This window comes from Mycobacterium branderi (assembly GCF_010728725.1).
GTDB classification, from domain to species: Bacteria; Actinomycetota; Actinomycetes; order Mycobacteriales; family Mycobacteriaceae; genus Mycobacterium; species Mycobacterium branderi.
In genome coordinates, this window is the sequence record NZ_AP022606.1 from 2,268,009 (window position 1) to 2,294,686 (window position 26,678).

28 protein-coding genes are annotated in these 26,678 nt (G+C 66.1%); 17 read left to right on the forward strand and 11 right to left on the reverse strand.

Annotation, left to right across the window (positions count from 1 at the left end):
* Positions 1-2 precede the first annotated feature (2 nt).
* Genes G6N47_RS11710 through G6N47_RS11720 form a run of 3 tightly spaced genes read left to right on the forward strand, consistent with a single transcriptional unit; the run spans position 3 to position 4,044 of the window.
* Positions 3-2,390 (forward strand): CaiB/BaiF CoA-transferase family protein, encoded by a 2,388-nt coding sequence (locus G6N47_RS11710; RefSeq protein ID WP_083133919.1) that lies wholly within the window; start codon positions 3-5, stop codon positions 2,388-2,390.
* Positions 2,387-3,238 carry an LLM class F420-dependent oxidoreductase gene (locus G6N47_RS11715; RefSeq protein WP_083133918.1) on the forward strand — a complete coding sequence of 284 codons (852 nt, stop codon included), beginning with the start codon at positions 2,387-2,389 and terminating at the stop codon, positions 3,236-3,238. Before G6N47_RS11710 ends, G6N47_RS11715 begins: the two co-directional genes overlap by 4 nt.
* Positions 3,239-3,243: 5 nt before the next feature.
* Positions 3,244-4,044 carry an SDR family NAD(P)-dependent oxidoreductase gene (locus tag G6N47_RS11720; protein WP_083133917.1) on the forward strand — a complete coding sequence of 267 codons (801 nt, stop codon included), beginning with the start codon at positions 3,244-3,246 and terminating at the stop codon, positions 4,042-4,044.
* On the opposite strand, the gene G6N47_RS11725 is transcribed toward G6N47_RS11720, so the two are convergent.
* The 4 genes from G6N47_RS11725 to G6N47_RS11740 form a co-directional block, all read right to left on the reverse strand.
* A complete protein-coding gene (locus G6N47_RS11725) occupies positions 4,041-4,868 on the reverse strand; it encodes an SDR family NAD(P)-dependent oxidoreductase (protein ID WP_083133916.1) in 828 nt (275 codons plus the stop codon). The genes G6N47_RS11720 and G6N47_RS11725 overlap by 4 nt on opposite strands.
* 14 nt (positions 4,869-4,882) lie before the next feature.
* Positions 4,883-5,719 carry a mycofactocin-coupled SDR family oxidoreductase gene (locus tag G6N47_RS11730; RefSeq protein WP_083133915.1) on the reverse strand — a complete coding sequence of 279 codons (837 nt, stop codon included), beginning with the start codon at positions 5,717-5,719 and terminating at the stop codon, positions 4,883-4,885.
* Positions 5,720-5,742: 23 nt separating this feature from the next.
* Complete coding sequence (locus tag G6N47_RS11735; protein WP_083133914.1) at positions 5,743-6,945, reverse strand: cytochrome P450; 1,203 nt, start codon at positions 6,943-6,945, stop codon at positions 5,743-5,745.
* A gap of 349 nt (positions 6,946-7,294) precedes the next feature.
* Positions 7,295-7,951, reverse strand: a complete 657-nt coding sequence (locus G6N47_RS11740) for a TetR/AcrR family transcriptional regulator (RefSeq protein WP_179966380.1) — start codon at positions 7,949-7,951, stop codon at positions 7,295-7,297.
* A 204-nt stretch (positions 7,952-8,155) separates the two neighbouring features.
* Between G6N47_RS11740 and G6N47_RS11745 the strand changes: the two genes are divergently transcribed.
* Positions 8,156-9,331: an acyl-CoA dehydrogenase family protein gene (locus G6N47_RS11745; protein ID WP_083133912.1), complete on the forward strand. Its 1,176-nt coding sequence runs from the start codon at positions 8,156-8,158 to the stop codon at positions 9,329-9,331.
* Between the two features lie 55 nt (positions 9,332-9,386).
* Here G6N47_RS11745 and G6N47_RS11750 read toward each other — a convergent pair whose 3' ends face one another.
* From G6N47_RS11750 to G6N47_RS11780, 7 genes are read right to left on the reverse strand one after another with little or no spacing between them, the layout of a single operon-like run.
* Positions 9,387-10,121 carry an acyl-CoA dehydrogenase family protein gene (locus G6N47_RS11750; protein ID WP_083133979.1) on the reverse strand — a complete coding sequence of 245 codons (735 nt, stop codon included), beginning with the start codon at positions 10,119-10,121 and terminating at the stop codon, positions 9,387-9,389.
* A 50-nt stretch (positions 10,122-10,171) separates the two neighbouring features.
* Positions 10,172-11,260 carry an acyl-CoA dehydrogenase family protein gene (locus G6N47_RS11755; RefSeq protein WP_083133911.1) on the reverse strand — a complete coding sequence of 363 codons (1,089 nt, stop codon included), beginning with the start codon at positions 11,258-11,260 and terminating at the stop codon, positions 10,172-10,174.
* Positions 11,257-11,676, reverse strand: a complete 420-nt coding sequence (locus tag G6N47_RS11760) for a nuclear transport factor 2 family protein (RefSeq protein WP_083133910.1) — start codon at positions 11,674-11,676, stop codon at positions 11,257-11,259. Before G6N47_RS11760 ends, G6N47_RS11755 begins: the two co-directional genes overlap by 4 nt.
* A complete protein-coding gene (locus G6N47_RS11765) occupies positions 11,660-12,874 on the reverse strand; it encodes a metal-dependent hydrolase family protein (RefSeq protein WP_083133909.1) in 1,215 nt (404 codons plus the stop codon). The genes G6N47_RS11760 and G6N47_RS11765 overlap by 17 nt, the downstream gene beginning before the upstream one ends.
* A 3-nt stretch (positions 12,875-12,877) precedes the next feature.
* The gene (locus tag G6N47_RS11770) at positions 12,878-13,213 is read right to left on the reverse strand and encodes a hypothetical protein (protein WP_083133908.1); all 336 of its coding nucleotides are present in this window, start codon (positions 13,211-13,213) and stop codon (positions 12,878-12,880) included.
* On the reverse strand, positions 13,185-14,474 hold the full coding sequence (locus G6N47_RS11775) for an aromatic ring-hydroxylating oxygenase subunit alpha (RefSeq protein WP_083133907.1): 1,290 nt from the start codon (positions 14,472-14,474) through the stop codon (positions 13,185-13,187). Before G6N47_RS11775 ends, G6N47_RS11770 begins: the two co-directional genes overlap by 29 nt.
* Before the next feature lie 4 nt (positions 14,475-14,478).
* The gene (locus G6N47_RS11780; RefSeq protein ID WP_083133906.1) at positions 14,479-15,009 is read right to left on the reverse strand and encodes a carboxymuconolactone decarboxylase family protein; all 531 of its coding nucleotides are present in this window, start codon (positions 15,007-15,009) and stop codon (positions 14,479-14,481) included.
* A 223-nt stretch (positions 15,010-15,232) separates the two neighbouring features.
* Between G6N47_RS11780 and G6N47_RS11785 the strand changes: the two genes are divergently transcribed.
* The 13 genes from G6N47_RS11785 to G6N47_RS11845 all read left to right on the forward strand — a co-directional run bounded on the left by G6N47_RS11785 (position 15,233) and on the right by G6N47_RS11845 (position 26,664).
* Positions 15,233-16,528 carry an amidohydrolase family protein gene (locus tag G6N47_RS11785; protein ID WP_083133905.1) on the forward strand — a complete coding sequence of 432 codons (1,296 nt, stop codon included), beginning with the start codon at positions 15,233-15,235 and terminating at the stop codon, positions 16,526-16,528.
* A gap of 11 nt (positions 16,529-16,539) precedes the next feature.
* Positions 16,540-17,706 carry an acyl-CoA dehydrogenase family protein gene (locus tag G6N47_RS11790; protein WP_083133904.1) on the forward strand — a complete coding sequence of 389 codons (1,167 nt, stop codon included), beginning with the start codon at positions 16,540-16,542 and terminating at the stop codon, positions 17,704-17,706.
* Positions 17,706-18,464, forward strand: coding sequence for an SDR family NAD(P)-dependent oxidoreductase (locus G6N47_RS11795; protein WP_139799678.1), 759 nt, complete (start codon positions 17,706-17,708; stop codon positions 18,462-18,464). Before G6N47_RS11790 ends, G6N47_RS11795 begins: the two co-directional genes overlap by 1 nt.
* Positions 18,465-19,661 carry a CaiB/BaiF CoA transferase family protein gene (locus G6N47_RS11800; RefSeq protein WP_139799677.1) on the forward strand — a complete coding sequence of 399 codons (1,197 nt, stop codon included), beginning with the start codon at positions 18,465-18,467 and terminating at the stop codon, positions 19,659-19,661.
* The gene (locus G6N47_RS11805; protein ID WP_083133903.1) at positions 19,654-20,457 is read left to right on the forward strand and encodes an enoyl-CoA hydratase/isomerase family protein; all 804 of its coding nucleotides are present in this window, start codon (positions 19,654-19,656) and stop codon (positions 20,455-20,457) included. The genes G6N47_RS11800 and G6N47_RS11805 overlap by 8 nt, the downstream gene beginning before the upstream one ends.
* The gene (locus G6N47_RS11810; RefSeq protein WP_083133902.1) at positions 20,450-21,595 is read left to right on the forward strand and encodes a thiolase family protein; all 1,146 of its coding nucleotides are present in this window, start codon (positions 20,450-20,452) and stop codon (positions 21,593-21,595) included. The genes G6N47_RS11805 and G6N47_RS11810 overlap by 8 nt, the downstream gene beginning before the upstream one ends.
* Before the next feature lie 3 nt (positions 21,596-21,598).
* On the forward strand, positions 21,599-22,747 hold the full coding sequence (locus G6N47_RS11815; RefSeq protein WP_083133901.1) for an acyl-CoA dehydrogenase family protein: 1,149 nt from the start codon (positions 21,599-21,601) through the stop codon (positions 22,745-22,747).
* Between the two features lie 94 nt (positions 22,748-22,841).
* Positions 22,842-23,441, forward strand: a complete 600-nt coding sequence (locus G6N47_RS11820) for a TetR/AcrR family transcriptional regulator (protein ID WP_083133900.1) — start codon at positions 22,842-22,844, stop codon at positions 23,439-23,441.
* Positions 23,438-23,944 (forward strand): hypothetical protein, encoded by a 507-nt coding sequence (locus G6N47_RS11825; protein ID WP_083133899.1) that lies wholly within the window; start codon positions 23,438-23,440, stop codon positions 23,942-23,944. Before G6N47_RS11820 ends, G6N47_RS11825 begins: the two co-directional genes overlap by 4 nt.
* A 110-nt stretch (positions 23,945-24,054) precedes the next feature.
* Positions 24,055-25,338 carry a cytochrome P450 gene (locus G6N47_RS11830; protein WP_083133898.1) on the forward strand — a complete coding sequence of 428 codons (1,284 nt, stop codon included), beginning with the start codon at positions 24,055-24,057 and terminating at the stop codon, positions 25,336-25,338.
* Positions 25,335-25,523, forward strand: coding sequence for a ferredoxin (locus G6N47_RS11835; RefSeq protein ID WP_083133897.1), 189 nt, complete (start codon positions 25,335-25,337; stop codon positions 25,521-25,523). The genes G6N47_RS11830 and G6N47_RS11835 overlap by 4 nt, the downstream gene beginning before the upstream one ends.
* 8 nt (positions 25,524-25,531) lie before the next feature.
* Positions 25,532-25,819, forward strand: a complete 288-nt coding sequence (locus G6N47_RS11840) for a DUF1330 domain-containing protein (RefSeq protein ID WP_083133896.1) — start codon at positions 25,532-25,534, stop codon at positions 25,817-25,819.
* 2 nt (positions 25,820-25,821) lie between these two features.
* Positions 25,822-26,664 carry an SDR family oxidoreductase gene (locus G6N47_RS11845; protein WP_083133895.1) on the forward strand — a complete coding sequence of 281 codons (843 nt, stop codon included), beginning with the start codon at positions 25,822-25,824 and terminating at the stop codon, positions 26,662-26,664.
* Positions 26,665-26,678: the final 14 nt, after the last annotated feature.

Consider the following 26,678-nt stretch of genomic DNA (forward strand, 5'->3'; position numbering starts at 1 on the left):
CCGTGGCGCCGCTGCACGGCTACACGGTCGTCGACCTGTCCAGCGGTATCGCCGGCGCCTACTGCACCAAACTGCTGGCCGACGGCGGTGCCCGGGTGATCAAAGTCGAATCACCACAAGGAGATCCGCTGCGACGGTGGTCGGCGTCCGGCGCTCACACCGAGAGCGACGGCGCGCTGTTCAGCTTCCTGGCCTGCTCCAAGCACAGCGTGGTCGCCGACCCCGCGACCGACGTCGACTTCGTGAACGGGCTGCTGGCATTGGCGGACGCCGTGGTGTGGTCGTGCGGCTCGACGATCGCCCACGCGTTCGCGCCGGCCGAAATGCACCGCGCTCACCCGCATCTCGTCGTCACCGCGATCACCCCGTTCGGGCTGAGCGGCCCGTGGCGGGACCGGCCAGCTACCGAATTCACGCTGCAGGCGTGGTCGGGTGGCATCGTCGGGCTGGGCCGGGGCTCCCCGGACCGCGCGCCGGTGTACGTCGGCGGCCAGGTCGGGGAGTACTTCGCCGGGGCCTATGCCAGCGCCGCGACGCTGGCCTTTCTTCGGCGCGGCGGCCAGCTCATAGATCTGTCCATGCTGGAAACGGCGGTCCTGGGTCTCACTTATTACCCCGTCACCTACTTCGAAATGCTCGGCAGACCATGGCGGGACGCGCGCAAGCTCACCGTCCCCGGCATCGCGCGCGCCAAAGACGGCCTGGTCGACGTCGGCTGCGGAACCGCCCAGCAGTGGTTCGACCTGTGCGCGATGACCGGCCACCAGGAATGGATCGACGAGGAATCGCCGCTTTCGATCACCGAGCAGGCCAACGAGAAAGCCGACGAGATCTATGACTGGGTGGCGAGCCACACCGTCGACGAGATCCGCGAGCTGGCCACCGCATTTCGGATCCCCAACTCGCCAGTGGCCAACGGCGCCAACATCACCGGACTCGACCACTTCCGGCAGCGGCGAACGTTCACCACGAATCCTCGCGACGGTTTTACCCAACCCGACCACCCCTACCGGATGACGCCTTCAATCCTGCGGGCGCCGGCACCCGCCCCGCGACTCGGTGAGCACACCGCGCAGTACCGTCACGCTAGTGAGTCGGCACGGAAGGTTTGCGGGCACGCGTCGAATCGCTTGCCGTTCAGCGGATTACGTGTACTCGACATGACCACCTTCTGGGCCGGCCCCTGCTGCACGCATTACCTGGCGATGCTCGGCGCCGAGGTCGTCCACGTGGAATCCACCGGCAAACCCGACGGTACCCGGCTGATCGCCGGCATCCCGATGACCGAAGAGCAGTGGTGGGAACGCTCGCCGATCTTCTCCGCGCTGAACACCAACAAAAAGGGCGTGACGCTGGACCTGCAGACCTCTGCAGGCCGGGATCTGTTGCGCCGCTTCATCGCAACATCCGACGTGATCGTCGAGAACTTCACCCCGCGGGTGCTCGACCAGATCGGGGTGGACTTCGCCGCGGTGCAAGAGCTGCGGCCCGACGCCATTCTGGTGCGCATGCCGGGGTTCGGTCTTGACGGTCCGTGGCGCGACAACCCGGCGTTCGCTTACGTGATCGAGGCCGCATCCGGGTTGAGCTGGCTGACCGGCTATCCCGACCGCAACCCCTACGAGCCTTATTCGGTCGGGGACCCCAACGCCGGGGTGCATGCGCTCAACGCGCTGCTGCTGGCACTCGAACATCGGCGCCGCACCGGTCAGGGCGTGTTGCTGGAAGCCGCGATGGTCGACGCGGCGGTCAACGTCGCCGCCGAGCAGGTCATCGAGTACTCGGCGTACGGGGCACTGCTGGAGCGGGCAGGTAATCGCGGGCCGACGGCGGCGCCGCAGAACCTGTACCGCACCGCCGACGTCGACGAATTCGGGCGCCTCGACAGCTGGGTGGCAATCGCCGTGGCGACCGACGAGCAGTGGACTGGTTTGTGCGAGGCGCTGGACAGGCCGGCCTGGGCCACCGATCCCGAGCTGGCCACCGCGGCCGGCCGTCGAGCGCTGCACGACCTGATCGATCAGCACTTGGCCGCCTGGTGCGAGGGACGCAGCGGCGACGAGATCGTCCGTTGCCTCTGGGACGCCGGCGTGCCAGTGGCGAAAGTGATGCAGCCGCACCGTCAAACCGAGTTGCCGCAGTTGGCATTTCGCCGCTTCTTCGAAGACGTCGGGCACCAGGTGAACCCAACGGTTCCGCACAGCACCGTGCCGATGCGGTTGTCCGATGGCCCGGACCGGTTCCATGTGCAGCCGGCGCCGCTGCTCGGCCAGCACAACCACGAGCTGCTCGGCGAACTCGGCTTGAGTGAGGCCGAAATCGACCAGTTGGAGGCCGATGGCATCATCGGTACCACACCGGGCGCCGCGAGAAGGGTGAAAGCTCAATGAAGTTCGGGATTCCGCTGGCCCGTGCGCATCCAGGCGTGTGGCCGGACCTGACCAAGCGGGCCGAGGAGTTGGGGTTCGAGTCGGTGTGGCTGCCCGAGCATCTGGTGCTGCCCGCCGCGATGAGCGGCAGCCCGCACGACGGCGATACCCATCCGCCGGTCCCGCCGCAGACGCCGATCTTCGACGCGCTGAACTACCTGTCTTTCCTTGCCGCGCAGACCAGCACCATCCGGTTGGGCACCTACGTCTACAACATCGGTCTGCGTCATCCGTTCGTCAGCGCCCGCGCCGCCGCCACGCTCGACATCGTGTCCGGCGGCCGCTTCGACTTCGGCGTCGGGGCGAGCTGGCTGCGCGAGGAATGGGACGCCGTCGGGCTGGACTTCGACAGCCGCGGTGCCCGTGTCGACGAGGCGCTGCAGGTGTGCCGGGCGTTGTGGACCCAACCCAGCATCGAACACCACGGCCGCTTCTTCGATTTCTGCGAAGTGATGTTCGAGCCCAAGCCGATACAGCCGGGCGGGCCGCCGCTGCACATCGGCGGCGACGGCAAGGCCGCGCTGCGCCGGGTGGCCCGATTCGGCGACGGCTGGCTGCCGATGAACCACACCTTGGACCGGATACCGGACTCGGTGCGCACGCTGACCCGGCTGTGGACCGACCACGGGCGCAGCGGCAAACCACATGTCACCACGTCGGTGCCGATCTCGTCGGCGGACGACGTGCGCCGCGCCGCCGACGCCGGCATCGACCGGCTCATCGTTTCACCGTGGCAGCGGACCCGTGAAGCACTCGACGGCATCGCCAGGTTCGCCGACCAGTACATCGCGACAGCGGCTGCGGGATAACGACTGTGGCTATCAGCCCGTCCGACATCCAGCTGACCGGCCGGGTCGCAGTGGTCACCGGTGGCGGAGCGGGCATCGGGCGCGGGATCGCCGCCGGGCTGGCGGCCTTCGGCGCGTCGGTGGCGATCTGGGAGCGTGACGCCGACAGCTGCGCGTCAGCCGCCGAATCGATCGGAGCGCTGGGCATCGTGACCGACGTGCGCGACACGGGTCAGGTCGACGCGGCGCTGCAGCGCACGGCCGACGAGTTAGGGCCGGTGTCGATCCTGGTCAACAATGCCGGCGGGACGTTCTCCTCGTCGCTGCTCGAAACCAGCGAAAACGGTTGGGACGCACTGTACAAGGCCAACTTGCGGCACGTGCTGCTGTGCACCCAGCGGGTGGCGCGGCAGTTGGTCGCCGCGGGGGTGCCCGGCAGCGTCGTCAACCTGACGTCGATCGAGGGTGTGCGCGCCGCGCCCGGCTACGCCGCATATGCCGCCGCCAAGGCCGGCGTCATCAACTACACCAAGACCGCGGCGTTCGAACTCGCCCCGCACGGCATCCGGGTCAACGCGCTTGCACCCGACATCACGTTAACCGAAGGGCTGGCCAACCTCGGCGCTTTCGGCCCGGATATCGCTAACGTCATCCCGCTGGGCAGAGCCGGGACAGTCGACGAGATCGCCGCAGCCGCAGTATTTCTCGCATCCGATATGGCGAGCTACATCACCGGCGAGACCATCCACGTCGACGGCGGAACACATGCCGCCGGCGGCTGGTACCGCCATCCCCGAACCGGCCGGCCGCAACTGGGTCCTGGCTAATACGCCCAGCCGTCGGCGGCCTGGTCGTCGAAGGTGCGGTCGATGCGCTCGAACCGTCGGCGGATCAAATCGCGCGAGGCCGCGTGCGGCAGGATGTAGAGCCGGTTGGCGAGTATCGCCTCGACGGTCAGCCGAGCGACGTCGTCGGCGGCGAGGACAGCGTCTTGGCCGACGGTGACCGGCTCTGAAACCGGTTGCGTCGCCGCCGTTCCGTAGTCGGCGCCGCGGTTGCGCTCGCAGTGGCCGATATTGGTGGCGACCAGCATCGGGCACAGCACCGACACCCCGATGCCGTCGGCCCGGACCTCACGCGCGAGCGCCTCGGCGAGCGCGACAACGCCGTACTTGGCAACGGAATACGGCCCGAGCCCGACATTGGACACCAGCCCGGCGAACGACGAGGTGAACAGCAGGTGGCCGCCTTCGCCCTGCGCGAGGAGACGGGGTAAGAAGGCCTCGACGCCGTGAATCGGGCCCCACAGGTCGACGTCGATCACCCAGCGCCAGTCGTCGTGCGACATCTGCGCGATCGGCCCGGCCACCGCGACACCGGCGTTGTTGAAGACCACATGGACGCCGCCGAGCATCCGGAACGCTTCGTCGGCCAGATGAACGACGTCGTCGCGGTGCCGGACGTCGCAGACGACACCGTGCGCCTCGAACCCGTCGTCGCGCAGACCGCTCACGGCGGTATCGAGCGCACCTTGTTCGATGTCACCGAGCACCACCCCGGCCCCGCGGCGAGCCAGCTCGCGGGCGGTGGCCAAGCCGATGCCGCTCGCGCCGCCGGTGATGACCGCGCCACGTCGCTCAAACCCGTCCATAGACGGGACTTTAGCTACTTGAGGCAGCTGCCCGCATCAACCGGAAGGGTGACGCCGGTGATGTAGCGCGATTCGTCGGAGGCCAGGAACAGAACCGCATTGCTGATGTCCTCCGGCTCCACCCAGCCGATCGGCAGCGTGTGCATCATCTGCGCGACGACCTTCATGTCGTCGGGGCCGGGGTTCTCCAGGTCCGGCCGGAACAGCTTCATCGTCTGTTCGTTGAGGAACAACGGCGTGTTCACATTGGTGGGGTGCACGGAATTGACCCGAACCATGTGCTGGCCCAACTCAACTGCGAACGTCCGCATCAGCCCCACCACGCCGTGCTTGGCGGCGACGTAGTGGCCGGTGTGCGGGTAGGCCTTCAGCCCCCCGACCGAACTGGTCAGGATGATCGAACCGCCGCGCCCGCCCGCAAGTATATGGGGCACACCGGCTTTCACACTCTTCCACACCCCGGACAGGTTAACGTCGATCATGTCTGTCCAGTCGCGCTCGCTGGTCTTGTCCAGCGTCGCGCCGCCGTTGCCGATACCGGCGTTGGCGACGATGATGTCCAGCCGGCCGAGCTGCTCAACGCCGGCGTCGACCGCAGCCTTCAGCGCGTCGTAGTCCCGCACGTCGACTTCGGCGGTGTAGATGCGGCGGTTGAGGCCCTTGACCAGGTCGGCGGTCTCCGCGAGGTCTTCCGGTGTGGAAAGCGGAATCTGCACGCTGTCGATCTGCTTGCAGATGTCCACCGCGATGATGTCGGCGCCCTCCTGCGCCAACCGCACCGCGTGGCTGCGGCCCTGACCGCGCGCCGCGCCGGTGATGAACGCGACCTTGCCTTCGACTCGCCCTGCCATCGTTACCTCATTTCTCCAGTGGCTCAGCCGATCACAGCCGGCATCGATTCCCAGCCCCGCACCGTGGACGTCGGAGACAGCTTGGCCCCGGTGAGGTCGACGTCCCACTCGGGGAAGCGCTTCAAGACCTCCTCCAAGGCGATCCGCCCTTCCAGACGGGCCAGCGCCGAGCCCAGGCAGTAGTGCGTGCCAACACTGAACGACAGGTGCTGGCGCAGCTCGCGGTGAATGTCGAAAACGTCGCCATCGGGCGGGAATTGGCGGTGATCGCGGTTGGCAGCGCCAATCAGCATCATCATCACGCTGCCCGCCGGCACAGTCTGGCCGTAATACTCGACGTCCCGGGTGACGTAGCGCGCTACATGCGGAGCCGGCGGCTCGAAGCGCAGCAACTCCTCGATGGCCCGCGGAATCAACGACACGTCCTCCACGAGTTGGCGCCGCTGGTCTGGGTGTTCGGCCAAAACCTTGCCGGTCCAGCCGATCAGGCGGGTGGTGGTCTCGTTGCCCGCGCCCGCCACCACATTGACATAGATCAGCAGTTCGTCGCGAGTCAGACGGCGGGTGGTGCCGGTCTCGTCCTCGAATTCGACGTTGAGCAACTCGGTCATGATGTCGTCGGACGGGTGCTCGGCGCGCCAGTCGATGTAGGCGGCGAAGGCCTCACCGGTGTCGAAGCCATTCTGCGCGATATCCATCGGCTTGCCTTCTTCGGTGCGCATCGTGGCGTTCGAGCGATCCCGGATGGCTTCCTGGTCGGATTCGGGGATACCCAGCAGCATCCCGATCACCCGCATGGGCATTTGGGCGCCGAGATCGGCGACAAAGTCGAACCGGTCGGCGCCGACCAGCGGATCCAAACAGCGCACACAGTAGTCGCGGATCTTGCTTTCCAGCTCGTTGATCTTGCGCGGCGTGAACATCCGGGCGAGCAGCTTGCGGTGGATGTCGTGGACCGGTGGATCCTCGAAAATCAAGACGCCGGAAGGGACTTCGATGTTGGCCTTGATCAACTCGAGGATCGCCCCGCGCGCCGAGCTGAACGTTTCATGGTCGACCAGTGCGTCGTCGACGTCGGCGAACCGGCTCAGCGCGTAGAAGTCGTGCTGTTCGTTGTAGTACAGCGGCGCTTCCTCGCGAAGCCGCCGAAACATGGGGTAGGGGTCGGCATTGAGTTCGGGGTTGTACGGGTCGTAATAGGCCTCGCTGGTAGCGCTGACTGTCACGGGTGTTGCTGCCTCTCACCGGAACCACGTTCTCGCGGGATCTGCCGTCCCTATTGCCCTGAACTCTGTCACCCGTGACAGGGAAGTGTCAATGACGAATCCGTTTCTGTCATCTCAGGCTCTCATTATCAGAGAATTACCTTCTCAGAATCCGGATGATGGTGCGATATGTGAACGAATTCCGCTGTGTCAGATCATCACTGCGTGAAACGCAGCGGCGCCTCCTGGGCGCAAGAGGCCGGCAGCACGCCGCCCGATCGAGGCGTCGGCCGCCGCCTCGGCCATGTCGTCGTCCCCACAGCAGCCGGGCACCCGGTCGATGTGAACCTAGTTCTCGCTATTCGGTAACCTACTTCTCGCCCACGAATCCCCGTGAGCAGAAGTCCCATACTTCGTCGGCGGTGATGGGGTGGACCGTCGCATCGTCGGTGCCGCCGCTGGACTGGGCGATGAACATCACGGTCTGCATGGTCATCGCGGCCATCCGCTTGGGGTTGATGCCGGCGCGCAGCTGCCCGGCAGTGTTGGCCTCTTCCATCAGCTCGGTCAGCAATGCCAGAAGCGGCGCATGGGCCACTTTCACCTCGGCAGGATGTGAAACCAGCAACCGCGGTGCGAAGTCGGTGAAGAGCGGCCGCTTGGCCGTCGGGTCGGGGCGCGAGGCCTCGAACAGCAACTCGACGGCGACCTTCAACCGCTCGAGCGGTTCTTCGTGGCTGGCGGTCGCGGCGCGAATCTGGTCGGCCGACCGGCTCAGCGCGTCTTCGAACAGGGCCAGCAGCAGCTCGTGCTTGCCGTCGAACTGCAGGTAGAAGCTCCGCAGCGACTGCCGGGAGCGGTCCACGACCTCCTGAACGGTAAAGTCCGTGCTGCCCTTTTCGATGATGATGGCCTGGGCGGCGTCCAGAAAGCGTTGAACGCGCTGCGCCGCCCGCAGCTTCGCCGTCTTGATCGACCGCTCGACCGCGCGCTGCTTCCAGGCAGGCTCTTCGCTTGGGCTTGTCACCGGCGGCCCGGACGATTGCCGTGAGGGGAGAACATGATTGGACTGTACCGGAGAACGCCGTGCCATTGGTGTCTAGACCCCCTCACGGACGACGTGTCCGAGATTGTAACTTTCTCATCATGAGAATAGTATTCTCTTTGCCGTGTCCGCGGAAGCGAAATTCTCAACTGCGGGCGGCCTGGGACTTCCGGCCGAGGAGAATCCGTGCAGCTGACGTTTGACGCCGAGGTCGAGGCGTTCCGGTCCGAATTCGTCGCGTTTCTCGACGAGAATTTGCCCGACGAGGCGTGTGCGGTCGAGCGCCCCCGCTCGACATCGCACATTCCGGAGTGGGCGCGGCGCTGGCAGCGGCTGTTGTTCGACCACGGTTGGCTGCTGCCGGGCAATCCGCCGGAGTTCGGCGGACGCAACGCCACGGTGTTGCAGCAGTACGTGCACTTGCAGGAGTTGTCGCGGCGACGGGTTTACCAGAGCTTCAATCCGCAGGGCATCGGGATCATCGCGGCATCGGTGCTCTCGTTCGGGACCGACGAGCAAAAGCAGCGGTGGGCGGTACCGATTCTGCGCGCCGAGATGACCGCCGCGTTGGGAATGAGCGAGCCCGGCGCGGGATCGGATCTAGCCTCGTTGCGCACGCGGGCGGTCCGCGACGGAGATCACTTCGTGGTCAACGGGCAGAAGGTCTGGACGTCGGGCGCCCACGACGCCGACGTGCTGCTGACGTTCGTGCGCACCGATCCGGACGCGCCAAAACACAAGGGCATCAGCGTATTGCTGATCCCGACCGATACTCCCGGCGTGACGCGCCGGCCGTTCGCGTCGGCGTCGCAGCGCGACGACGTCGATTTCAACGAGGTGTTCTTCAGCGATGCGCGGGTCCCGGTCGAGAATCTAGTCGGGCCTCTGGGCGATGGGTGGCGGGTGGCCAACGGCTCGCTCGGACATGAGCGCACGATGCTCTGGCTGAGTTACGCCGACCGGCTGCGTGAATTGACTGTCGATTTCCGTCCGTTGCGGATGCTGCAGCGCGACCAATATGCCACGCTGGCCATGGATTTCGAGGCATTGAGTCTGCTCGGGTCTGCGGCGCTTGCCCGCGCTGACCGCGGTGAGGAGGATGTGGCGGGCCTGTCGGTGCTGAAGCTGCTGGGATCGGAGGCCGTGCAGGTTGCTTCCGAGCATGCGCTCAATGCTGCGGGCGTCGACGGACTGGTTCACCCCGACGTCACCGGTCCGTGCGCGCCGCTGAACCTCGATGCCCACCACGGCAGTTGGTTCGATCGGTACTTTCGCAGCTTCGCCGGCACGATCGCCGGCGGCACGTCGGAGATCCAGCGCAACATCATCGCCCAACGGATCCTGGGCCTGCCGCGCGGTTGATTCCCGCGCGAGTGTGCATCTGCCGACGCTGCCACGGCGTGTCGCGTCGTCAGATTCACAGTCGCACCAAACGCGGTGCAGAGCCCTGGGCCCGCAGGATGGCTCCAGCCTCCCGCGTGAGTTCCCGTGCGCTGCCGAGCAATCCGTCCAGCACCAGGGCACGCTTCACGTGGCGGTGGAGCTCATGCTCGGCGGTGAAGCCGATCCCGCCCAGCACCTGCTGGCAGTGCCGGGCGGCGGTCAATGCGGCCTGGCCGGCCGCAGCTTTGCCCATTAGGCAACCCAGGTCGTCGGACGCGGCCAGCAGCGTGGCCTCCGCGCCCTCGACCGCGACGAGGGTTTCCGCCAGCCGATGCCGGATCGCCTGAAACGACGCAACCGGCCGGCCGAATTGCACGCGGTCCAAAGCGTGTTGGCGGGCCAGCGACAGCATCGACCGACTGGTGCCGACCAGCCACCAGCCCAGCGCTTGCCGGCCGGCGGCCAGCGGCACCGGTTCGCCGTCGGTCACTCGCTGTATCGGCAGGTCGCCGCCGAGTGCCGGACCGGGCAGCCCCTTGCGTTCCCAGACGACCCAAGCACCGCCCGCATACGGCAGCGGCACGGTTCCGCCGCCGACGCGTCCGGCGGCGCGCAGTACCACGTCGTTGAGCACCGGCGCGTGCGCACCGGTTTCGCCGAGCAGCCGGAACACCAACGGGATTGCGGTATCGGGCATTTCGTCGAGCATGTCGAGCCAGCCGAGGTCGCTCAATGCCGCGTCGAGCTCTCCGCCCGACGCCGTGGCCATCGTCTTGCGCAACCCCTCCTCGAGCAGCTGCCAGGATTCGGTGTCCACGCTCACTCCTTGCCCAGATCCAACAGCCGGCGCGCGATGATGTTGCGCTGGATCTCGGCGGTGCCGCCGTAGATGGTCGCCGCGCGGGAATACAGGAACTCGGTGCGCCACTCCGACTCGTCGAGTTCGACCACACCGGGCAGCAGGTCGCGGGCCGTGTCGTAGAGGCGCTGCTCGGCGCCGGCCAGCAAGACCTTGTCGATCGAGGTCTCCGGCCCCAGCCGCGCACCGTCGGCGAGCCGGTGCAACGTGGCGCGGGACCGGCAACGCAGCGTATGTAACGCCAAAAACGCTGCCCCCAAAGCGGAGTCGTCGGTATCGGTCGCCTCTGCGATCAGCCGGTCGAAGCGGGCATACAAGTAGGCGATGCGCTGCCAAAAACAGGTGGACCGTTCGAACGGCAGCAAGTCCATCGCCAGCCGCCAGCCGTCGCCCGGCTTGCCGAGCATCCGGTCGCCGGGGATTACCACGTCGTCGAAGTACACCTCGCAGAACTCGTCGACGCCGTGCATGGTGCGCAGCGGTCGAACGGTGATGCCCGGGGTGTCCATGTCCACGAAGAACGCCGTGATCCCCTCATGGCCGGACGCAGTGCGGGTCAGCAGCACACACCGGGTCGAGTACTGCGCGAAGCTCGTCCACACCTTCTGCCCGTTGACAATCCAGTTATCGCCATCCGGTACCGCGCGGGTGGACAGCGACGCCAGATCGCTGCCCGAACCCGGTTCCGAAAAGCCCTGGCACCATTGCTCGCGGCCGGACAGCAGCCGCGGCACCATTTCCGCGGCCAGTTCTCTTGGCGCATAATCGATCATCGTCGGGGCAAGGACCTCGACCATCGAATAGGGGCCCGGCTCGGCCAGACCGCGGCCGACGACCTCCTCGCCGACGACCGCGCGAAGTATTGCGGGACCGCCTAATCCGCCGACTTCGACCGGCCAGCCGTATCGCATCCAGTCGGCGTCGTACAGCGCTCGATGCACGCGTGCCAACTGGCGCATCTGGCCTTGCAGGGAACGATCCGGCCCCGGGGTCAGGTCGTTGTCGTCGAGCCAGGCCCGCAGATCGGCCCGGAACTGGTCGACTTTCATGCAGGTGGACGCCCGACGGCATGGGGCCGGCCGGAGTCGTGTGCGCCGCTGCGCCGGATGAACGTCATCGCACGGGTTTTCAGCCGCCAGCCGTCGGCAGTGCGCACATAGGTGTCGTTGTAGTAGCCGATCCGCATGTCGTGGGTGGCATGGTCGATGAAGCACAGCGGTTGCGTTCCGGTCGCAGTGTCGCCGTCCAACTCGATCACCGGTGTTGCGGTCAAAAACAAGCCCTTGGGCGCGGCATCCACCAGCACGGGAAACCGGTCGAGAGAATACGTTTCGCCGAAGGCGCTGTACGTGCCGTCCGGGGTGAACACTTGCACCAGCCCGTCGATGTCTTCCTGAGTGATGGTGACCGCGTAGCGGGCGAGCAGCTGCTGAATCTCGACGAGGTCGTCAGTTCTTGTTGGCATACACCTTGCCGCCTTTCATGACGAACTGCACATTCTGGGTAACGCTGATGTCGGACAACGGATCTCCCGGCACGGCGATGACGTCGGCGAGCAAACCCTCGGCCAGCCGTCCCCGGTCCGTGACGTCGATCAGTTCGGCCGCCGTGACCGTCGCCGCCCGCAGCACCGCCAGCGGCGGCAGACCCAGCTCCACCAGCGTGACGAGCTCGTCGGCGTTGCGGCCATGCGGAATTGCCGGGGCGTCGGTGCCGACCGCAATCTTGACGCCGGCTTCATACGCCGCCAGCACCGACTTTCGCGCCCGGGGGAACATCTCGGCGGCCTTCTCCTGCAGCTCGGGCGGGGCATGCGAGACATCCATCGCGTCGGCCAGCCGGCGGGTGGTGACCAGGAAGGTGCCGTGCTCGACCATCATCGCGATTGCGTCGTCGTCGATCAAGAAGCCGTGCTCAATGCAGTCGATGCCCGCTGCCACGGCATGCCTGACCGCATCGGCGCCGTGCGTGTGCGCGGCGACCCGCAGGCCCCGCCGATGCGCCTCGTCGACGATGGCGCGCAGTTCGTCGTCGGAATAGTGTTGGGCGCCGGGCGGTCCCGTCATCGACATGACACCGCCCGAGCAGCACACCTTGATCAGCTGGGCACCGTGTTTGATCTGGTAGCGCACCGCCCGCCGGATCTCGTCGATGCCGTTGGCGATGCCCTCCTCGACGGTCAGGTCCAGCACGTGCGGTGCGAACGCGGCGAACATCGTCGGATCCAGATGCCCGCCGGTCGGGGTGATCGCATGCCCGGCCGGCACCACCCGCGGGCCGTCGATCCAGCCGGCGTCAATGGCCTTGCCGAGCGCCACGTCGAGCAGATAGCCGCCGGTCTTGACGAACAGCCCGAGGTTGCGCACCGTGGTGAAGCCTGCGCGCAGCGTCCGACGAGCGTTACCGACCGCGCGCAATACGCGGGTCGGTGGGTCGTCCTGAACCTGGGACAGCCCGGGCTTTTCCCCGCGGCCGCCCATCAGCAGGTTGACTTCCATGTCCATCAGCCCGGGCAGCAGGATCTGATCGCCGAGGTCGAGAACGTCACCGTCCGGTGCGCCGCCGACACCGACGATCCGCTCGCCGTCGATACGCAACACCCCCGGCCGCGTGATCTCGCCGGCATCGACGTCGAGAAGCCCAGCTGCCTTGAGCGTCAACACAGCTCAGATCACCGGTTCCTTGATCAATTCCACCCACGCGGCGCCGCTGTCGGGGACGCGCGGCTGCTTCCACGCTTCGATGGGGAACGACACCATGATCAGCGACTGCATCATGTGCATGAGCGTGCGGGCGTCCTCGGGCAGGTCGTCCAACGGGAACTTGTCACAGTAGGCGATCACGTCGTTCAGGCGGGGGAACGCGGTGTCGTAGAACTCCTGCATCTCGGGCATGGTCGACGCCAGCCGCTTGGCGTATCGCTCCGGCTCGGTGGGCAGGTCCCAGTCCAAATACGGCTCCAGGTCTGCGAATTCAGACGGAAGCTTGCTTGCGGTGGCCATTGTTGCGGTACTCCTTCACGTAGTCTGCGGTCGTCTTGTGCAGATGGCGGATCAAGACTTCCTGGTCGCACAGCAGGAACTCTTTGACGGCCCGGGTGCCGATCATGGTCTGGGTGGCTTCCAGCGTGTTGGCGTCCTGCAGCGCGTACTCCTTGAACGTCACCGCGGCCAGCTCCTGAGCCAGCCGTTCCCGCGCGTTGCGCGGCGGAACGAAATACAGTGTGCATTCGAAGATGTGCTTGTCCACCGCGGTAGGCCAGTAGTGGTAGGTCAAAAACCAGCCCGGCTCCCATATCAACAGCATGAAGTTCGGGAAGAAGAGCCACGAGTCGATGCCCCACTGCGGCACCCGCTTGACGTTGACACCCGGCGGCAGCTCCAGGTTTTCGATGATCTCCGGTTTGTCCCACGGGCCGAACAAACCGCTGCGTAACACCTGGTCCATTGGCTTGACCATGGACATGTCCGGGGGTGGTGCCTGCCCGCCCCAAGTCGACTGCAGGTTGTGCGGGCCGGCCAACTCGTAATGAAGCGCCTCGTAGCCAAACTTCTGGATCTTGGCGGCTTCTTCCTTGGTGTACTGGCCCTGGTGCAGGATCGGCGCGTGGTAGAACTCGACGAACGCGTCGATGAACAGCTTCCAGTTGCTGCCGACCTCTGCGCGGTAGGAGTAGGTCTCCGTCATCTCGCCGAAGGGGTAGCCCTCGATGCTCTTGGCCAGCGGTCCGAGGTAGTCGATCAGCGGCGCCGCGTTGTCGTCGAGGTTGACGAAGATGAATCCCTCCCACACCTCGCAGCGCACGGGCACCAGGCCGTATTGGCTCTTGTCGACGTCGAAGAACTCGTCCTCCTGCTGGATGAAGGTCAGCTCGCCGTCGAGGCTGTAACGCCACGCGTGGTACTTGCAGGTGAACTGCCGGCAGGTTCCCGACGTCTCCTCGTGCGGAAAGTCGTTCCATACCAGCTTGTTTCCGCGGTGACGGCAAACATTGTGGAATGCCTTGATCGACCCGTCTTTGGTCTTGACGACGATCACCGACATACCCGGTCCGGCCGACGGGAGTTCCTTGGTGAAGTAGCTGCCGGTGCGTGGGAGCCGATTGACCCGTCCGACGTTGAGCCAGGTCCGCTTGAAGATCGCCTCGCGCTCGGCTTCGAAGAAAGCCGGGTCGATCGAGTCGGTGTAGTCCACCGGCCCGGTGCCCAGCTCCGGATAGTTCTGCGTCCAGCTTCCCGCAGCCGGCTTGGTGAAATGTGGCACGGTACTACCTCTCTTGTTCCACTTCGACGCCAAAGGTGTTGAGGGCCATCGCGAGTGCGGTGTAGCCCCCGATCGTGAAGACCAGATCCATCCGCTGCTTTTCGTCGAGCCGTTCGCTCAACGTGGCCCACGTCGCATCCGATAGGTTGGATTTTTCGTCGAGTTCGTCGACGGCGCACACCACCGCGCGGTCGAATTCGTCTGCCGGGTCACCGGATTGGATTGCGGCGATGTCGGCGTCGGACAGCCCGGCTTTCTTGCCGAGCTTCACGTGGTGTGTCCACTCGTAGCCGCAGCCGCGCCGATGCGCGACCCGCAGTATGACCTGCTCACGGATGCGCTCCGGCAGCGTCGAACCGTAGAGCAGGTACGCGCTGAACCGCAGAAACGCACGGGTGAGCTTGGGGTGGTGCACCAGGGTGGCCAGCAGGTTGCCCGCATCGTCCGGGTTTCGCCGCTCCTCGGGCAGCATCCCGGCGACTGCATGCCGGACAGCGTCGTCCCATTCGTCCGCCGGCAGCGGGGACAGACGCATAGGGCCTCCTCGGATTGGAGAATCATATTCTCATATTTGACCAATAGGTTTCCACGATCCGGTCGATTGGTCAATACCGTGGCAGACACCTGCGGAAACGCGGCCTGCCTCGGGCACGGCCCAGCCACCTTCCCGCCCCTGCCGCGGCTGCCGCGCCCGCGGCAAGATGTTGATTCTCGCGATCTGAGAAGCTAATTTCCATAGTGAGGGAAAGGACCGTCCAATGAACAAAGACGACATGATCCTGATCAGCGTCGACGACCACATCGTCGAACCGCCCGACATGTTCAAGAACCACCTGCCCAAGAAGTACATCGACGACGCCCCGCGCCTCGTGCACAACCCGGACGGCTCCGACACCTGGCAGTTCCGCGACACCGTGATTCCCAACGTCGCGCTCAACGCGGTGGCCGGCCGTCCCAAGGAGGAGTACGGGATCGAGCCCACCGGGCTCGACGAGATCCGGCCGGGCTGCTACAACGTCGACGAGCGGGTCAAGGACATGAACGCCGGCGGCATCCTCGGGTCGATCTGCTTCCCGTCGTTCCCGGGTTTCGCCGGGCGGCTGTTCGCCACCGAGGACCAGGACTTCTCGCTGGCGCTGGTGCAGGCCTACAACGACTGGCACATCGACGAGTGGTGTGGGGCGTACCCCGCCCGGTTCATCCCGATGGCGCTGCCGGTGATCTGGGACGCCGAGAAGTGCGCGGCCGAGGTGCGACGGGTGTCCAAGAAGGGTGTGCACGCGCTGACGTTCACCGAGAACCCCGCCGCCATGGGTTACCCCAGCTTCCACGACGACTACTGGACCCCGCTGTGGAAAGCGTTGTGCGACACCAACACAGTGCTCAACGTGCACATCGGGTCGTCGGGCCGGCTGGCGATCACCGCGCCCGACGCGCCGATGGACGTGATGATCACCCTGCAGCCGATGAACATCGTGCAGGCAGCTGCAGATCTGTTGTGGTCCAAGCCGATCAAGCAGTACCCGGACCTCAAGATCGCGCTCTCCGAGGGCGGCACCGGCTGGATTCCCTACTTCCTGGAGCGGGTGGACCGCACCTACGACATGCATTCGACGTGGACGCACCAGAACTTCGGCGGCAAGCTGCCGTCGGAGGTGTTCCGCGACCACTTCCTGACCTGCTTCATTTCCGACCCGGTGGGCGTGACGCTGCGCCACATGATCGGCATCGACAACATCTGCTGGGAGGCCGACTACCCGCACAGTGACTCGATGTGGCCGGGTGCGCCCGAGGAGCTGTGGGAGGTGCTGTCCGCCAACAACGTTCCCGACGACGAGATCAACAAGATCACGCACGAAAACGCGATGCGCTGGTACTCGTTCGACCCGTTCAGCCACATCTCCCGTGAGCAGGCCACGGTCGGAGCGCTGCGCAAAGCCGCTGAGGGACACGACGTTTCGATCCGGGCGCTGAGCCACCACAAGGAGCGGGCCGGCTCGTCGTTCGCGGAGTTCGCCGCCAGCGCGAAGACGTTGACCGGCAACACCGACTGACGCCCCTCAGCATGGATTTCGAGCTGACCGATGATCAGGAGCTGATCCGACGCTCGGTCGCAGAGCTGGCGGCGAAGTTCGACGACCACTATTGGATGGAGCGCGACCAGGCGCACGAGTTCCCGACCGAGTTCTACCGCGCCATCGCCGACGGCGGCTGGCTCGGGATGACGATCCCGACCGAGTACGGCGGGCACGGCCTGGGCATCACCGAGGCCACTCTGCTGGCGGAGGAGGTCGCCAAGTCCGGCGGCGGCATGAACGCCGCCAGCTCGATCCACATGTCGATCTTCGGGATGCAGCCGGTGGTGGTGCACGGCTCCGACGAGCTCAAGGCGCGCACCCTGCCCCGGGTGGCAACTGGCGATCTGCACGTCTGCTTCGGCGTCACCGAACCCGGTGCGGGCCTGGACACTTCGCGCATCACCACCTTCGCCAAACGCCAGGGCGACCACTACGTCGTCAACGGCCGCAAGGTGTGGATCTCCAAGGCGATGGAGTCGGAGAAGATCCTGCTGCTGACCCGCACCCAGACCTACGACGAAGTCACCAAGAAGACGGACGGCATGACGCTGTTCCTCACCGACCTCGACCGCAGTCGGGTGGACGTGCGGCCGATCCGCAAGATGGGCCGTAACGCGGTGTCCTCCAACGAGCTGTTCATCGACAACCTCGAGGTGCCGGTCGAAGACCGGGTTGGCGAGGAAGGCAAGGGTTTTCAGTACATTCTCGACGGGTTGAACCCGGAGCGGATGCTGATTGCCGCCGAGGCGCTCGGCATCGGGCGGGTCGCGCTGGACCGGGCGGTGAAGTACGCCACCGACCGCGAGGTATTCGGCCGGCCGATCGGGATGAACCAGGGCATCCAGTTCCCGCTGGCCGACTCGCTGGCCCGACTCGACGCCGCCGAGCTGATGCTGCGCAAGGCCACCTGGCTCTACGACAACGGCAAACCCTGTGGGCGCGAAGCGAACACCGCGAAATACCTGTGCGCCGACGCCGGGTTCACCGCCGCCGACCGCGCGCTGCAGACCCACGGCGGGATGGGCTACGCCGAGGAATACAACGTCGCCCGCTACTTCCGCGAGGCCCGCCTGATGAAGATCGCGCCGATCAGCCAGGAGATGATCCTGAACTTCCTGGGATCGCACACGCTCAAACTGCCGAGGAGTTATTGATGAGCCGGTATTTCGACTTGTCCGGCCGCGCGGCGCTGGTCACCGGCGCGGCAGGCGGCATCGGCTCTGCGGTTGCAGCCGCGTTGGCCGACGCGGGTGCGGCGGTGCTGGTCACCGACGTGGACAAGGACGCGGCTACAGCTGTAGCAGAACGCATTTCGTCGTCGGGACGACGCGCCGAGGCCGCCGTGCTGGACGTCTCCGATCGCGACTCGGCCGACGCGGCGGCCGCGCAGGCCGCCGCGCTCGCCGACGGCAAGCTGCACATCCTGGTCAACAACGCGGGCGTGACGCGGCCGGCGATGTTCGAGAAGACCACGCCGGAGTCGTTCCGGTTGCTCTTCGACATCCACGTGATGGGTGCGTTCAACTGCACCCAGGCCGCGCTGTTCTACATTCCCACCGACGGCACTGGGCGCGTCATCAACGTCACGTCGGCGGCCGGGCTGACCGGCACGCTGGGACAGGTCAACTACTCCGCAGCCAAAGCGGGCATCATCGGATTCACCAAATCCCTTGCGCGCGAGTTCGCGACAAAGAACATCCTCGTGAATGCCCTTGCGCCGCTGGCCGCCACGCCGATGACCGAAACCATCCGGACCAACGAGAAGTTCGCGGCCAACATGATGAATCGCATTCCCTTGAAGCGCTGGGCCGAGCCCGAGGAAGTCGCAGGCGCGTTCGTCTTTCTCGCCTCCGATGCGGCGTCCTACATCACCGGGCAGGTGCTGCCGGTGGACGGCGGCATGGTGATGTAGATGCCCGATTCACAGGCGCCGCTCGCGGGAGTCACCGTGGTGGCGCTGGAACAGGCCGTGTCGGCGCCGATGTGCACTCGTGTGCTCGCCGACTTCGGGGCGCGGGTCATCAAGGTGGAAAACCCCAAGGGGGGAGACTTCGCCCGGTATTACGACGACGTCGTCAACGGGCTTGCCGCACACTTCGTCTGGGCCAACCGGGGCAAGGAGTCGGTCACCCTCGACCTGAAAACCGAAGCCGGGCTGGGTCTTCTGCATCGGCTGCTTGAGCGGGCCGACGTGCTGGTGTCCAACCTGGCGCCCGGATCGACCGCGCGGCTCGGAATCGGGCCCGACGATCTGGCGACGCGGCACCCGGACGTGATCGCCGTCGAAATCGACGGCTACGGCGCCGGAGGCCCGTTGTCGCATAAACGCGCCTACGACCTGCTGGCCCAAGCCGAATCCGGTGCGTGCGCCGTCACCGGCTATCCAGGCGCCCCGGCCAAGCCCGGGCCGCCGGTGGCCGACATCAGCACCGGGCTGTACTCGGCGCTGTCGGTTCTCGCGCTGCTGTATTCGCGAAGCGGCGGGCGGGCCGTCAGCGTGAGTTTGTTCGACACCATGACGGATCTGATGGGCTACCCGCTGACCTACACCCAGCACTCCGGTGTCGACCAGCAACCACTGGGGATGAGCTCCCCGGCGGTGGCCCCCTATGGCGCCTATGCCACCGCCGACGGCCAGACCGTCGTGCTGGGCACCACCAACGACCAAGAATGGCAACGGCTTTCGCGGGAAATCCTGCAGCGCCACGACCTGGCCGACGACCGGCGGTTCGCGACCAACGCAGGTCGCGTCGCCCACCGCGACATCCTGGACCAGGCCATCGGCGCCTGGTGCGCCGAGCACGACCTGGAACACGTGCAGAAGATCGCCGACGCCGCCGGAATCGGCAACGCGCGCTACAACGTGCCCAGCGAGGTGCTCGTCCACCCGCAATTGAGCGTCCGCGACCGCTGGCGCCAGGTTGACACTCCGACCGGGCCGATCAAGGCCCTGCTGCCGCCGCCGGTTATCGCCGGCTACCAAGCGCCGATGGGCGCCGTGCCCGGGCTTGGGCAGCACACCGACTCGGTGCTCGCCGAACTCGGCCTGGCCGACGACGAAATCACCGCGCTGCGTGCCCAAGGTGCCATCGGACAGGCGTATGCCTGAGCCTGTACTGCTGTCGACCGACCGCAATGGGGTGCGGACGTTGACGCTCAACCGTCCGCGGCGCAAGAACGCGATCAACCGGGACCTGTGGATCGCGCTGGCCGACGCGCTCACCGCCGTCGGCAACGACCGCGGCGTGCGCGTCGTCGTGATCACCGGAGCCGGCGGGGCGTTTTGTTCCGGAGCAGACATTTCCACCCTCGACGACACCCACCCGACCTACAAGATGCGGCTGCTGACCGACGTCGCGCTGGCCCTGCACGAGTTACCGGTGCCGACAATCGCGAAGGTGACCGGAGTGGCCGTCGGCGCCGGCTGGAACCTCGCGCTGGGTTGCGACTTCGTGGTGGCCACCCCGGAATCGCGGTTCTCGCAGATTTTCGCCAAGCGCGGCCTGTCGCTGGATCTGGGCGGGTCGTGGTTGTTGCCGAAAATCGTTGGGCTGCAACAGGCTAAACGGCTCGCGCTGCTGGCCGAGACCATCGACGCCGACGAGGCCCAGGCGCTCAACCTGGTGACGTGGGTGGTATCGGGCGACGAGATCGATGCCTTCGTCACCGATCTGGCCGAGAAGCTGGTGGCCGGACCGCAGATCGCGCTGGCCCAAACCAAGGCACTGCTCAACGAGGGCGCCGACCGGACGCTGCGCGACGCGCTGGCCAACGAGGCTCGCGCGCAGATCGTCAACTTCGCCACCGCCGACGCGGCGGAAGCCTATGCCGCGTTCGCCGAGAAGCGGGAGCCGTCGTTTACTGGTCGGTGGGCGGTTTCGAGATCGGAGCAGACAGATGCGTGAAGTAGTCATCGCCGAGGCGGTGCGCACCCCGGTCGGCAAACGCAACGGCGGGCTGTCGAGCATGCACGCCGCGGACCTGTCGGCGATTGTGCTGGGCGAATTGGTGGAGCGCACCGGGATTGACCCCGGGATCGTCGACGACGTCGTGTGGGGTTGCGTGTCGCAGGTCGGGGACCAGTCGAGCAACATCGGCCGCTATGCGGTGCTGGCGGCGGGCTGGCCGGAGAGCATCCCGGGCACCACGATCAACCGGGCGTGCGGGTCCAGTCAGCAGGCGCTCGACTTCGCTGTGCAGGCGGTCATGTCGGGCCAGCAGGACGTCGTGGTGGCCGGCGGCGTGGAGGTGATGAGCCGGGTGCCGCTGGGCGCGGCCCGGGCGACGGGAATGCCATATGGGCCGAAAGTCCTTGAGCGGTATAACGATTTCTCCTTCAACCAGGGCATCTCCGCGGAGATGATCGCCAAGAAGTGGGGCTTTTCCCGCACCCAACTCGACGAGTACTCCGTGCGCTCGCACGAGCTGGCCGCGGCCGCCCAGGACAACGGCGCGTTCGACGCGCAGATCGTGCCGGTGTTCGTCGACGACACCGTGATGAACCAGGACGAGGGGGTGCGGCGCGGCAGCACGGTGGAGAAACTGGCCTCGCTCAAACCCGCCTTCGTCGACGACGGCGTCATCCACGCCGGCAACTCGTCGCAGATTTCGGACGGGGCGGCGGCGCTGCTGGTGACCACGTCGGCGATGGCCATCGAGCTGGGATTGGCTCCGTTGGTGCGGTATCGGGCCGGGGCGGTGACCGGAGCGGACCCGGTGCTGATGCTCACCGGACCCATCCCGGCCACGGAGAAAGTGCTCAAGAAGGCCGGCGTCCCGCTCGGCGAGGTGGGGGTGTTCGAGGTCAACGAGGCGTTCGCGCCGGTGCCCCTGGCTTGGCTCGCCGAGACCGGCGCCGACCCGGAGCGGCTCAACCCGCTGGGCGGCGCGATCGCGCTGGGCCACCCGCTCGGGGCGTCCGGCGCGGTGCTGATGACCCGGATGGCATATCACATGCGGGACAACGGGATTCGCTACGGCCTGCAGACCATGTGTGAGGGCGGCGGCACCGCCAACGCCACGCTGGTGGAACTGGTGGCCTGACGCATGCGCCGAGACCTGTTCACCGACGACCACGAGGCTTTCCGGCGACTGGCCCGCGACTTCGTCGAGAAGGAGATCGAACCGCACTACGCCGACTGGGAGAGGGCCGGCCGGATGCCGCGGGAGATCTTCGAAAAGCTCGGCGCGCTGGGCATGTTGGGCATGGCCATCCCGGAGGAATACGGCGGCTCGGGGCTCAACGACTACCGCTACAACGTCATCCTGCAAGAGGAAGCCGCCCGGGCACTGGTCACGATGGGCACTGTCCGCACGCAGCTCGAGGTGATCCTGCCGTACTTCCTGCACTACGCCAACGACGAGCAGCGGCAGCGTTGGTTTCCCGGTCTGGCCGCCGGCACGCTGCTGACTGCGGTGGCGATGACCGAACCCGGCACCGGCTCGGATCTGGCCGGGATCCGCACCACGGCGGTCCGCGACGACGACCACTACGTGCTCAACGGCGCCAAGACGTTTATCACCGGCGGCCTGCTGGCGGACCTCGTCATCGTGGTGGCGCGGACGTCGACCGATCCGGACAACCGCCGTCGCGGACTGACGCTGCTGGTCGTCGAGGACGGAATGCCGGGCTTCGTCAAGGGCAGGGCGCTGGACAAGATGGGCTGCAAGGTGCAAGACACCGCCGAGTTGTCATTCACGGATGTCCGTGTCCCCGTGGCGAATCGGCTCGGTGAGGAGGGTGAGGCGTTTGGGTACCTCGGCCACAACCTGCCGCAGGAGCGGATGACCGTCGCCGTCGGGTCGGTGGCCCAGGCCCGGGCGGCCGTCGCCGCCACGATCGACTATGTCAAGGAGCGCAAGGCTTTTGGCACGCCGGTGGCATCATTCCAGAACACCAAGTTCGAGCTGGCGGCGATGTCCGCCGAGATCGAGGCGGCGCAGACCATGGTCGACCGGGCCGTCGCCGAACTGGTCGCGGGCGAGCTGTCCGGCGCGGATGCGGCGAGGGTGAAGCTGTTCTGCACCGAGATGCAGGGCCGGGTCGTCGACCGCTGCCTGCAGCTGTTCGGCGGCTACGGCTACATGATGGAGTATCCGATCGCCAGGCTCTACACCGATGCCCGGGTGGCCCGCATTTACGCGGGAACGAGCGAGGTGATGAAGGTGATCATCGCCAAGTCGCTCGGGTTGTGACCGCCGGCTGATAATCAGCTGCTTGAGACCCTTGTCACACGCCGCCAACCAACCTACTGTGTGTTCAGTTGGTTGGTTTGGACGAAGGAGTCGGGTGACACGGCCTTACGACACCCTGCTGGCCAAGGGCGAAGACCGCAAACAGCGCATTCTCAAGGTCGCGCAGCGGCTGCTGACCCAAAACGGGTGGCGTAATACGACGTTGGCGCAGATCGCCAGCGAGGCCGGCGTCAGTCCCGCCGGCCTGCTGCACCATTTCGAGTCCAAGGAACAGCTGCTTCACGCCGTGGTCGACGCCCGCGACGCCGACGACGATGCCCATGCGGACCGGGCCGGCGACTTGATTTCGGAGATCGCAGCGGTCGCGGATCGTTTTCACCGCTCGCCGGAATTGGTCGGCACCTACACCGTGCTGCTGGCCGAGAACATGGACCCCGACGCACCGCTGCACGACCGCCTGCTCGCCCGCTATCAGGACGCGGTCGACATCATCACCGGCCTCATCCGGCGCGGCCAGGAGGCCGGCCAGTTCCGCATGGACATAGACGTCACTGTCAAGGCGGTGCAGATTCTCGCCTTTATCACCGGAATGGAGACCACATGGTTGCTCGACCCTTCGATACCACTGACCGAAGCGTTCAAGGAGTACGCGGAATCGCTGGCTCGGGACATGGCACCGCCGAGGACGACGTGAGGTACCAACTCGACGTGGTCGCCGCCGACGTCGTCGACGTGGTGAAGTTCGCCGGCGGCTGGCTGTTCGACCGTGCGATGGCCGGCTGGGACGTGACGGTCCTGGTCGCCGACCATCCCGACGAACGGCCGCTGCAGATCCTCGGCGCGCGGGTCGTCGACCTCGAATACGCGCTGGCGACGGTCGGGCAGCGCCCGCGCCCACAGACCCTGGCCGCCGCCGCGGATCTCATCGGATGCGATTCACGGGTTCGCCAGGGCGTACTGCAGGCCCTCGACCACGGTGTCACCGAAGTAACCCTGTGGGGCGAAACCTGGCCGCCCGAGCTGAACGACAATGTCGGGCTCGTCCAGCACCGGCTCAGCGCCGCCGCGCAGGCGTTCAAGGCCCAGGCCCTCGCCGCGGCCGGGCTGCCGGCATGCCCGATTGCGGATGCCGAGACTTTCCGCAGCGGCGCGATGGTGTCCCCGCCCGTCGCGGCCGACCTCATTCCGGCCAGCTAAATAGGCGCCTTCACTGCTCCGTTGACGTCGAAGCGCTCCCTATGGAAATGTAATACTCATAGCTGAGAGGGACATTCTCACTAGCCGAGATTGCGCGAACGGAGCAGCAGATGGCGGACGATCTGACCGCGTTGGATTTCTTCCGGGACGACCGGCTCCTCGAGAACCCCTACGCCTACTTCGACGCGCTGCGACGCAAGTGTCCGGTCACCCGCGAACCGCATCACGGGGTGACGATGGTGACTGGCTGGGAGGAGGCCGTCGAGATCGCGAACGACGCCGAGACGTTCTCGTCGTGCATCTCGGTGACCGGTCCCTTTCCCGGCTTCCCGGTGCCGCTCGAGGGCGATGATGTGACGGGCCTGATCGAGCAGCACCGCGACGAACTGCCGTTCAGCGACCAGCTGCCGACGCTCGACCCGCCGACCCACACCAACCACCGTGCGCTGCTGATGCGGTTGATTACTCCCAAGCGTCTCAAGGAAAACGAGGACGCCATGTGGGTGCTGGCTGATCGGGTGCTCGACGATTTCCTGGCGCCCGGAGAGGGCGAATTCATCAAGGGCTTCGCGGGGCCGTTCACGCTGCTGGTGATTGCGGACCTGCTCGGTGTGCCGGAAGGTGACCGCGACGCGTTCGTCAAAGGCATCCACCGCAACGCGGGTGGCGGGGTGGGCAGTACCGGCGAAAAGTCGTTGTCGCACAGTCCACTTGAGTTCCTCTACGGCACGTTCTCGGACTACATCTCCGACCGGCGCCGCTCGCCCCGCGACGACGTGCTCACCGGGCTGGCGACTGCGACGTTCCCTGACGGTTCGGTGCCCGACGTCACCGACGTGGCCCGTGTCGCTACCAACGTTTTTTCTGCGGGCCAGGAAACCACCGTGCGACTGCTCGGTGCCGCGCTGCAAGTCATCGGCGAGCGGCCGGATATTCAGGAGCGGTTGCGCGACGACCGCAGCCTGATCCCGAACTTCATCGAAGAGGCGTTGCGCATCGAGAGCCCGGTCAAGGGCGACTTCCGGCTGTCCCGGGTGTCGACCAGCGTGGGCGGCGTCGAAATCCCTGCCGGCACAACGGTGATGGTGGTCAACGGCGCCGCCAATCGTGATCCGCGCCGGTTCGAAAACCCCGACACCTTCGATCCGGCCCGCAAGAATGCGCGGCAGCACATCGCGTTCGGCCGGGGGATCCACAGCTGCCCCGGCGCGCCACTGGCGCGGGCAGAGACGCGGGTGGCGATCGAGCGGCTGCTGGACCGCACCACCGACATCAGGATTTCGGAGAGCAAGCACGGGCCGGCTGGCGAGCGGCGCTATCAGTATGTGCCGACCTATATCCTGCGCGGCCTGACCGAACTGCACCTGGAGTTCGACCTGGAGGGTGGTAGGTGAAAGCCAGAGTCGACGAGGAGCGCTGTCGCGGACACGGGATCTGCACCACCATCTGTCCGTCGGTGTTCGAAATCAACGAGGACGGCTATTCGGTCGTCACCGTGTCCGAGATTCCCGCCCAGTACGAAGATGCAGTCCGCGACGCCGTCAAGGACTGCCCCGAGCAGGCCATCGAAGCGAGTTAGGGGTTTAAATGCCAAAGGGCTACGTCATTCTCACGGAGGCCATCAAAGATCCGGAGGGGATGAAGGCCTACGCCAAGGCTGCCGGAGGGGCGATGGCGGGCGTCAACATCTTGGCGGTGGATACAGCTCCGACAGTGCTCGAAGGCAGCTGGCACGGCGACCAGACCGTCGTGCTGGAATTCGAGTCGGTCGATGCCGCTCGCGCCTGGTATGAATCCGAGGGCTACCAGAAAGCGGCCAAGCTGCGACAGGCAGCGGCCGACTGCAACGCAGTGATCCTCTCCGGTTTTGCGTGACGATGCGCGGGGTTTCGGTCATCACCGGCGGAGCCGGCGGCATGGGACTCGCGACGGCGAAGATCGTCGGCCGCGAGCATTCCGTCGTGGTCAGCGACGTCGACGCTGACCGGTTGGATGCGGCGGCTGCCGAGCTGAAAGACTTGGGCGTCGCGGCTACGGCGGTGCTCTGCGACATCACCGACCGGGAGTCCGTCGCGGAACTTGTCGAGACGTCGAGCGCGTTGGGAACCGTCGCTTCCGTCATTCACACCGCGGGCGTGAGCCCGAGCATGGGCGGCGCCGAGATGATCATGCGGATCAATGCGGTGGGCACGGTGAACGTGAACGAGAGTTTCTTCAAGATCCTCGGTGAGGGTTCTGCGATCGTCAACGTCGCCTCCATGGCTGCACACATGCTCCCTGAATCGTTTGTTCCGACAAAGCGATTCGGCTCCGCATTGCGCGACGAGCACACGTTCATGAAGAAGATGATGGCGGTGTGCAGCCTGGTTCCGGAAAGAGCGCGACCAGGCATGGCATACAGCATCAGCAAGAGCTTCGTGCGGTGGTATTGCACGTCGCAGGCGTCCCGATTCGGTAGCCGCGGCGCACGCATTCTCTCGGTGTCGCCGGGGTCGATCGACACCGCGATGGGCAGGCTCGAAGAGCAAAGCGGGGCCGGTGCCATGATTCGCTACGCCGCGTTGAAGCGGTTCGGGAAGCCAGAGGAGATCGCGGAACTGCTGGCGTTCTGTGCGAGCGACAAAGCCGGCTACCTCACTGGCACCGACATCTTGTGCGACGGCGGGACGGTGGCCGCGATGACGTTGCGCGACAAGCTGACTGTAGGGCGCAAACCGTAATCGGTTGAGCTGCA

Bases quoted from the DNA above. Each gene is read 5' to 3' on its own strand.
- G6N47_RS11760 (WP_083133910.1), bottom strand. From the start codon at position 11,676: ATGCCAACAAGAACTGACGACCTCGTCGAGATTCAGCAGCTGCTCGCC.
- G6N47_RS11790 (WP_083133904.1), top strand. From the start codon at position 16,540: ATGGATTTCGAGCTGACCGATGATCAGGAGCTGATCCGACGCTCGGTC.
- G6N47_RS11785 (WP_083133905.1), top strand. From the start codon at position 15,233: ATGAACAAAGACGACATGATCCTGATCAGCGTCGACGACCACATCGTC.
- G6N47_RS11780 (WP_083133906.1), bottom strand. From the start codon at position 15,009: ATGCGTCTGTCCCCGCTGCCGGCGGACGAATGGGACGACGCTGTCCGG.
- G6N47_RS11815 (WP_083133901.1), top strand. From the start codon at position 21,599: ATGCGCCGAGACCTGTTCACCGACGACCACGAGGCTTTCCGGCGACTG.
- G6N47_RS11715 (WP_083133918.1), top strand. From the start codon at position 2,387: ATGAAGTTCGGGATTCCGCTGGCCCGTGCGCATCCAGGCGTGTGGCCG.
- G6N47_RS11845 (WP_083133895.1), top strand. From the start codon at position 25,822: ATGCGCGGGGTTTCGGTCATCACCGGCGGAGCCGGCGGCATGGGACTC.
- G6N47_RS11830 (WP_083133898.1), top strand. From the start codon at position 24,055: ATGGCGGACGATCTGACCGCGTTGGATTTCTTCCGGGACGACCGGCTC.
- G6N47_RS11800 (WP_139799677.1), top strand. From the start codon at position 18,465: ATGCCCGATTCACAGGCGCCGCTCGCGGGAGTCACCGTGGTGGCGCTG.
- G6N47_RS11840 (WP_083133896.1), top strand. From the start codon at position 25,532: ATGCCAAAGGGCTACGTCATTCTCACGGAGGCCATCAAAGATCCGGAG.
- G6N47_RS11810 (WP_083133902.1), top strand. From the start codon at position 20,450: ATGCGTGAAGTAGTCATCGCCGAGGCGGTGCGCACCCCGGTCGGCAAA.
- G6N47_RS11770 (WP_083133908.1), bottom strand. From the start codon at position 13,213: ATGGCCACCGCAAGCAAGCTTCCGTCTGAATTCGCAGACCTGGAGCCG.
- G6N47_RS11805 (WP_083133903.1), top strand. From the start codon at position 19,654: ATGCCTGAGCCTGTACTGCTGTCGACCGACCGCAATGGGGTGCGGACG.
- G6N47_RS11750 (WP_083133979.1), bottom strand. From the start codon at position 10,121: ATGGCCACGGCGTCGGGCGGAGAGCTCGACGCGGCATTGAGCGACCTC.
- G6N47_RS11730 (WP_083133915.1), bottom strand. From the start codon at position 5,719: ATGGCAGGGCGAGTCGAAGGCAAGGTCGCGTTCATCACCGGCGCGGCG.
- G6N47_RS11795 (WP_139799678.1), top strand. From the start codon at position 17,706: ATGAGCCGGTATTTCGACTTGTCCGGCCGCGCGGCGCTGGTCACCGGC.
- G6N47_RS11755 (WP_083133911.1), bottom strand. From the start codon at position 11,260: ATGAAAGTCGACCAGTTCCGGGCCGATCTGCGGGCCTGGCTCGACGAC.
- G6N47_RS11725 (WP_083133916.1), bottom strand. From the start codon at position 4,868: ATGGACGGGTTTGAGCGACGTGGCGCGGTCATCACCGGCGGCGCGAGC.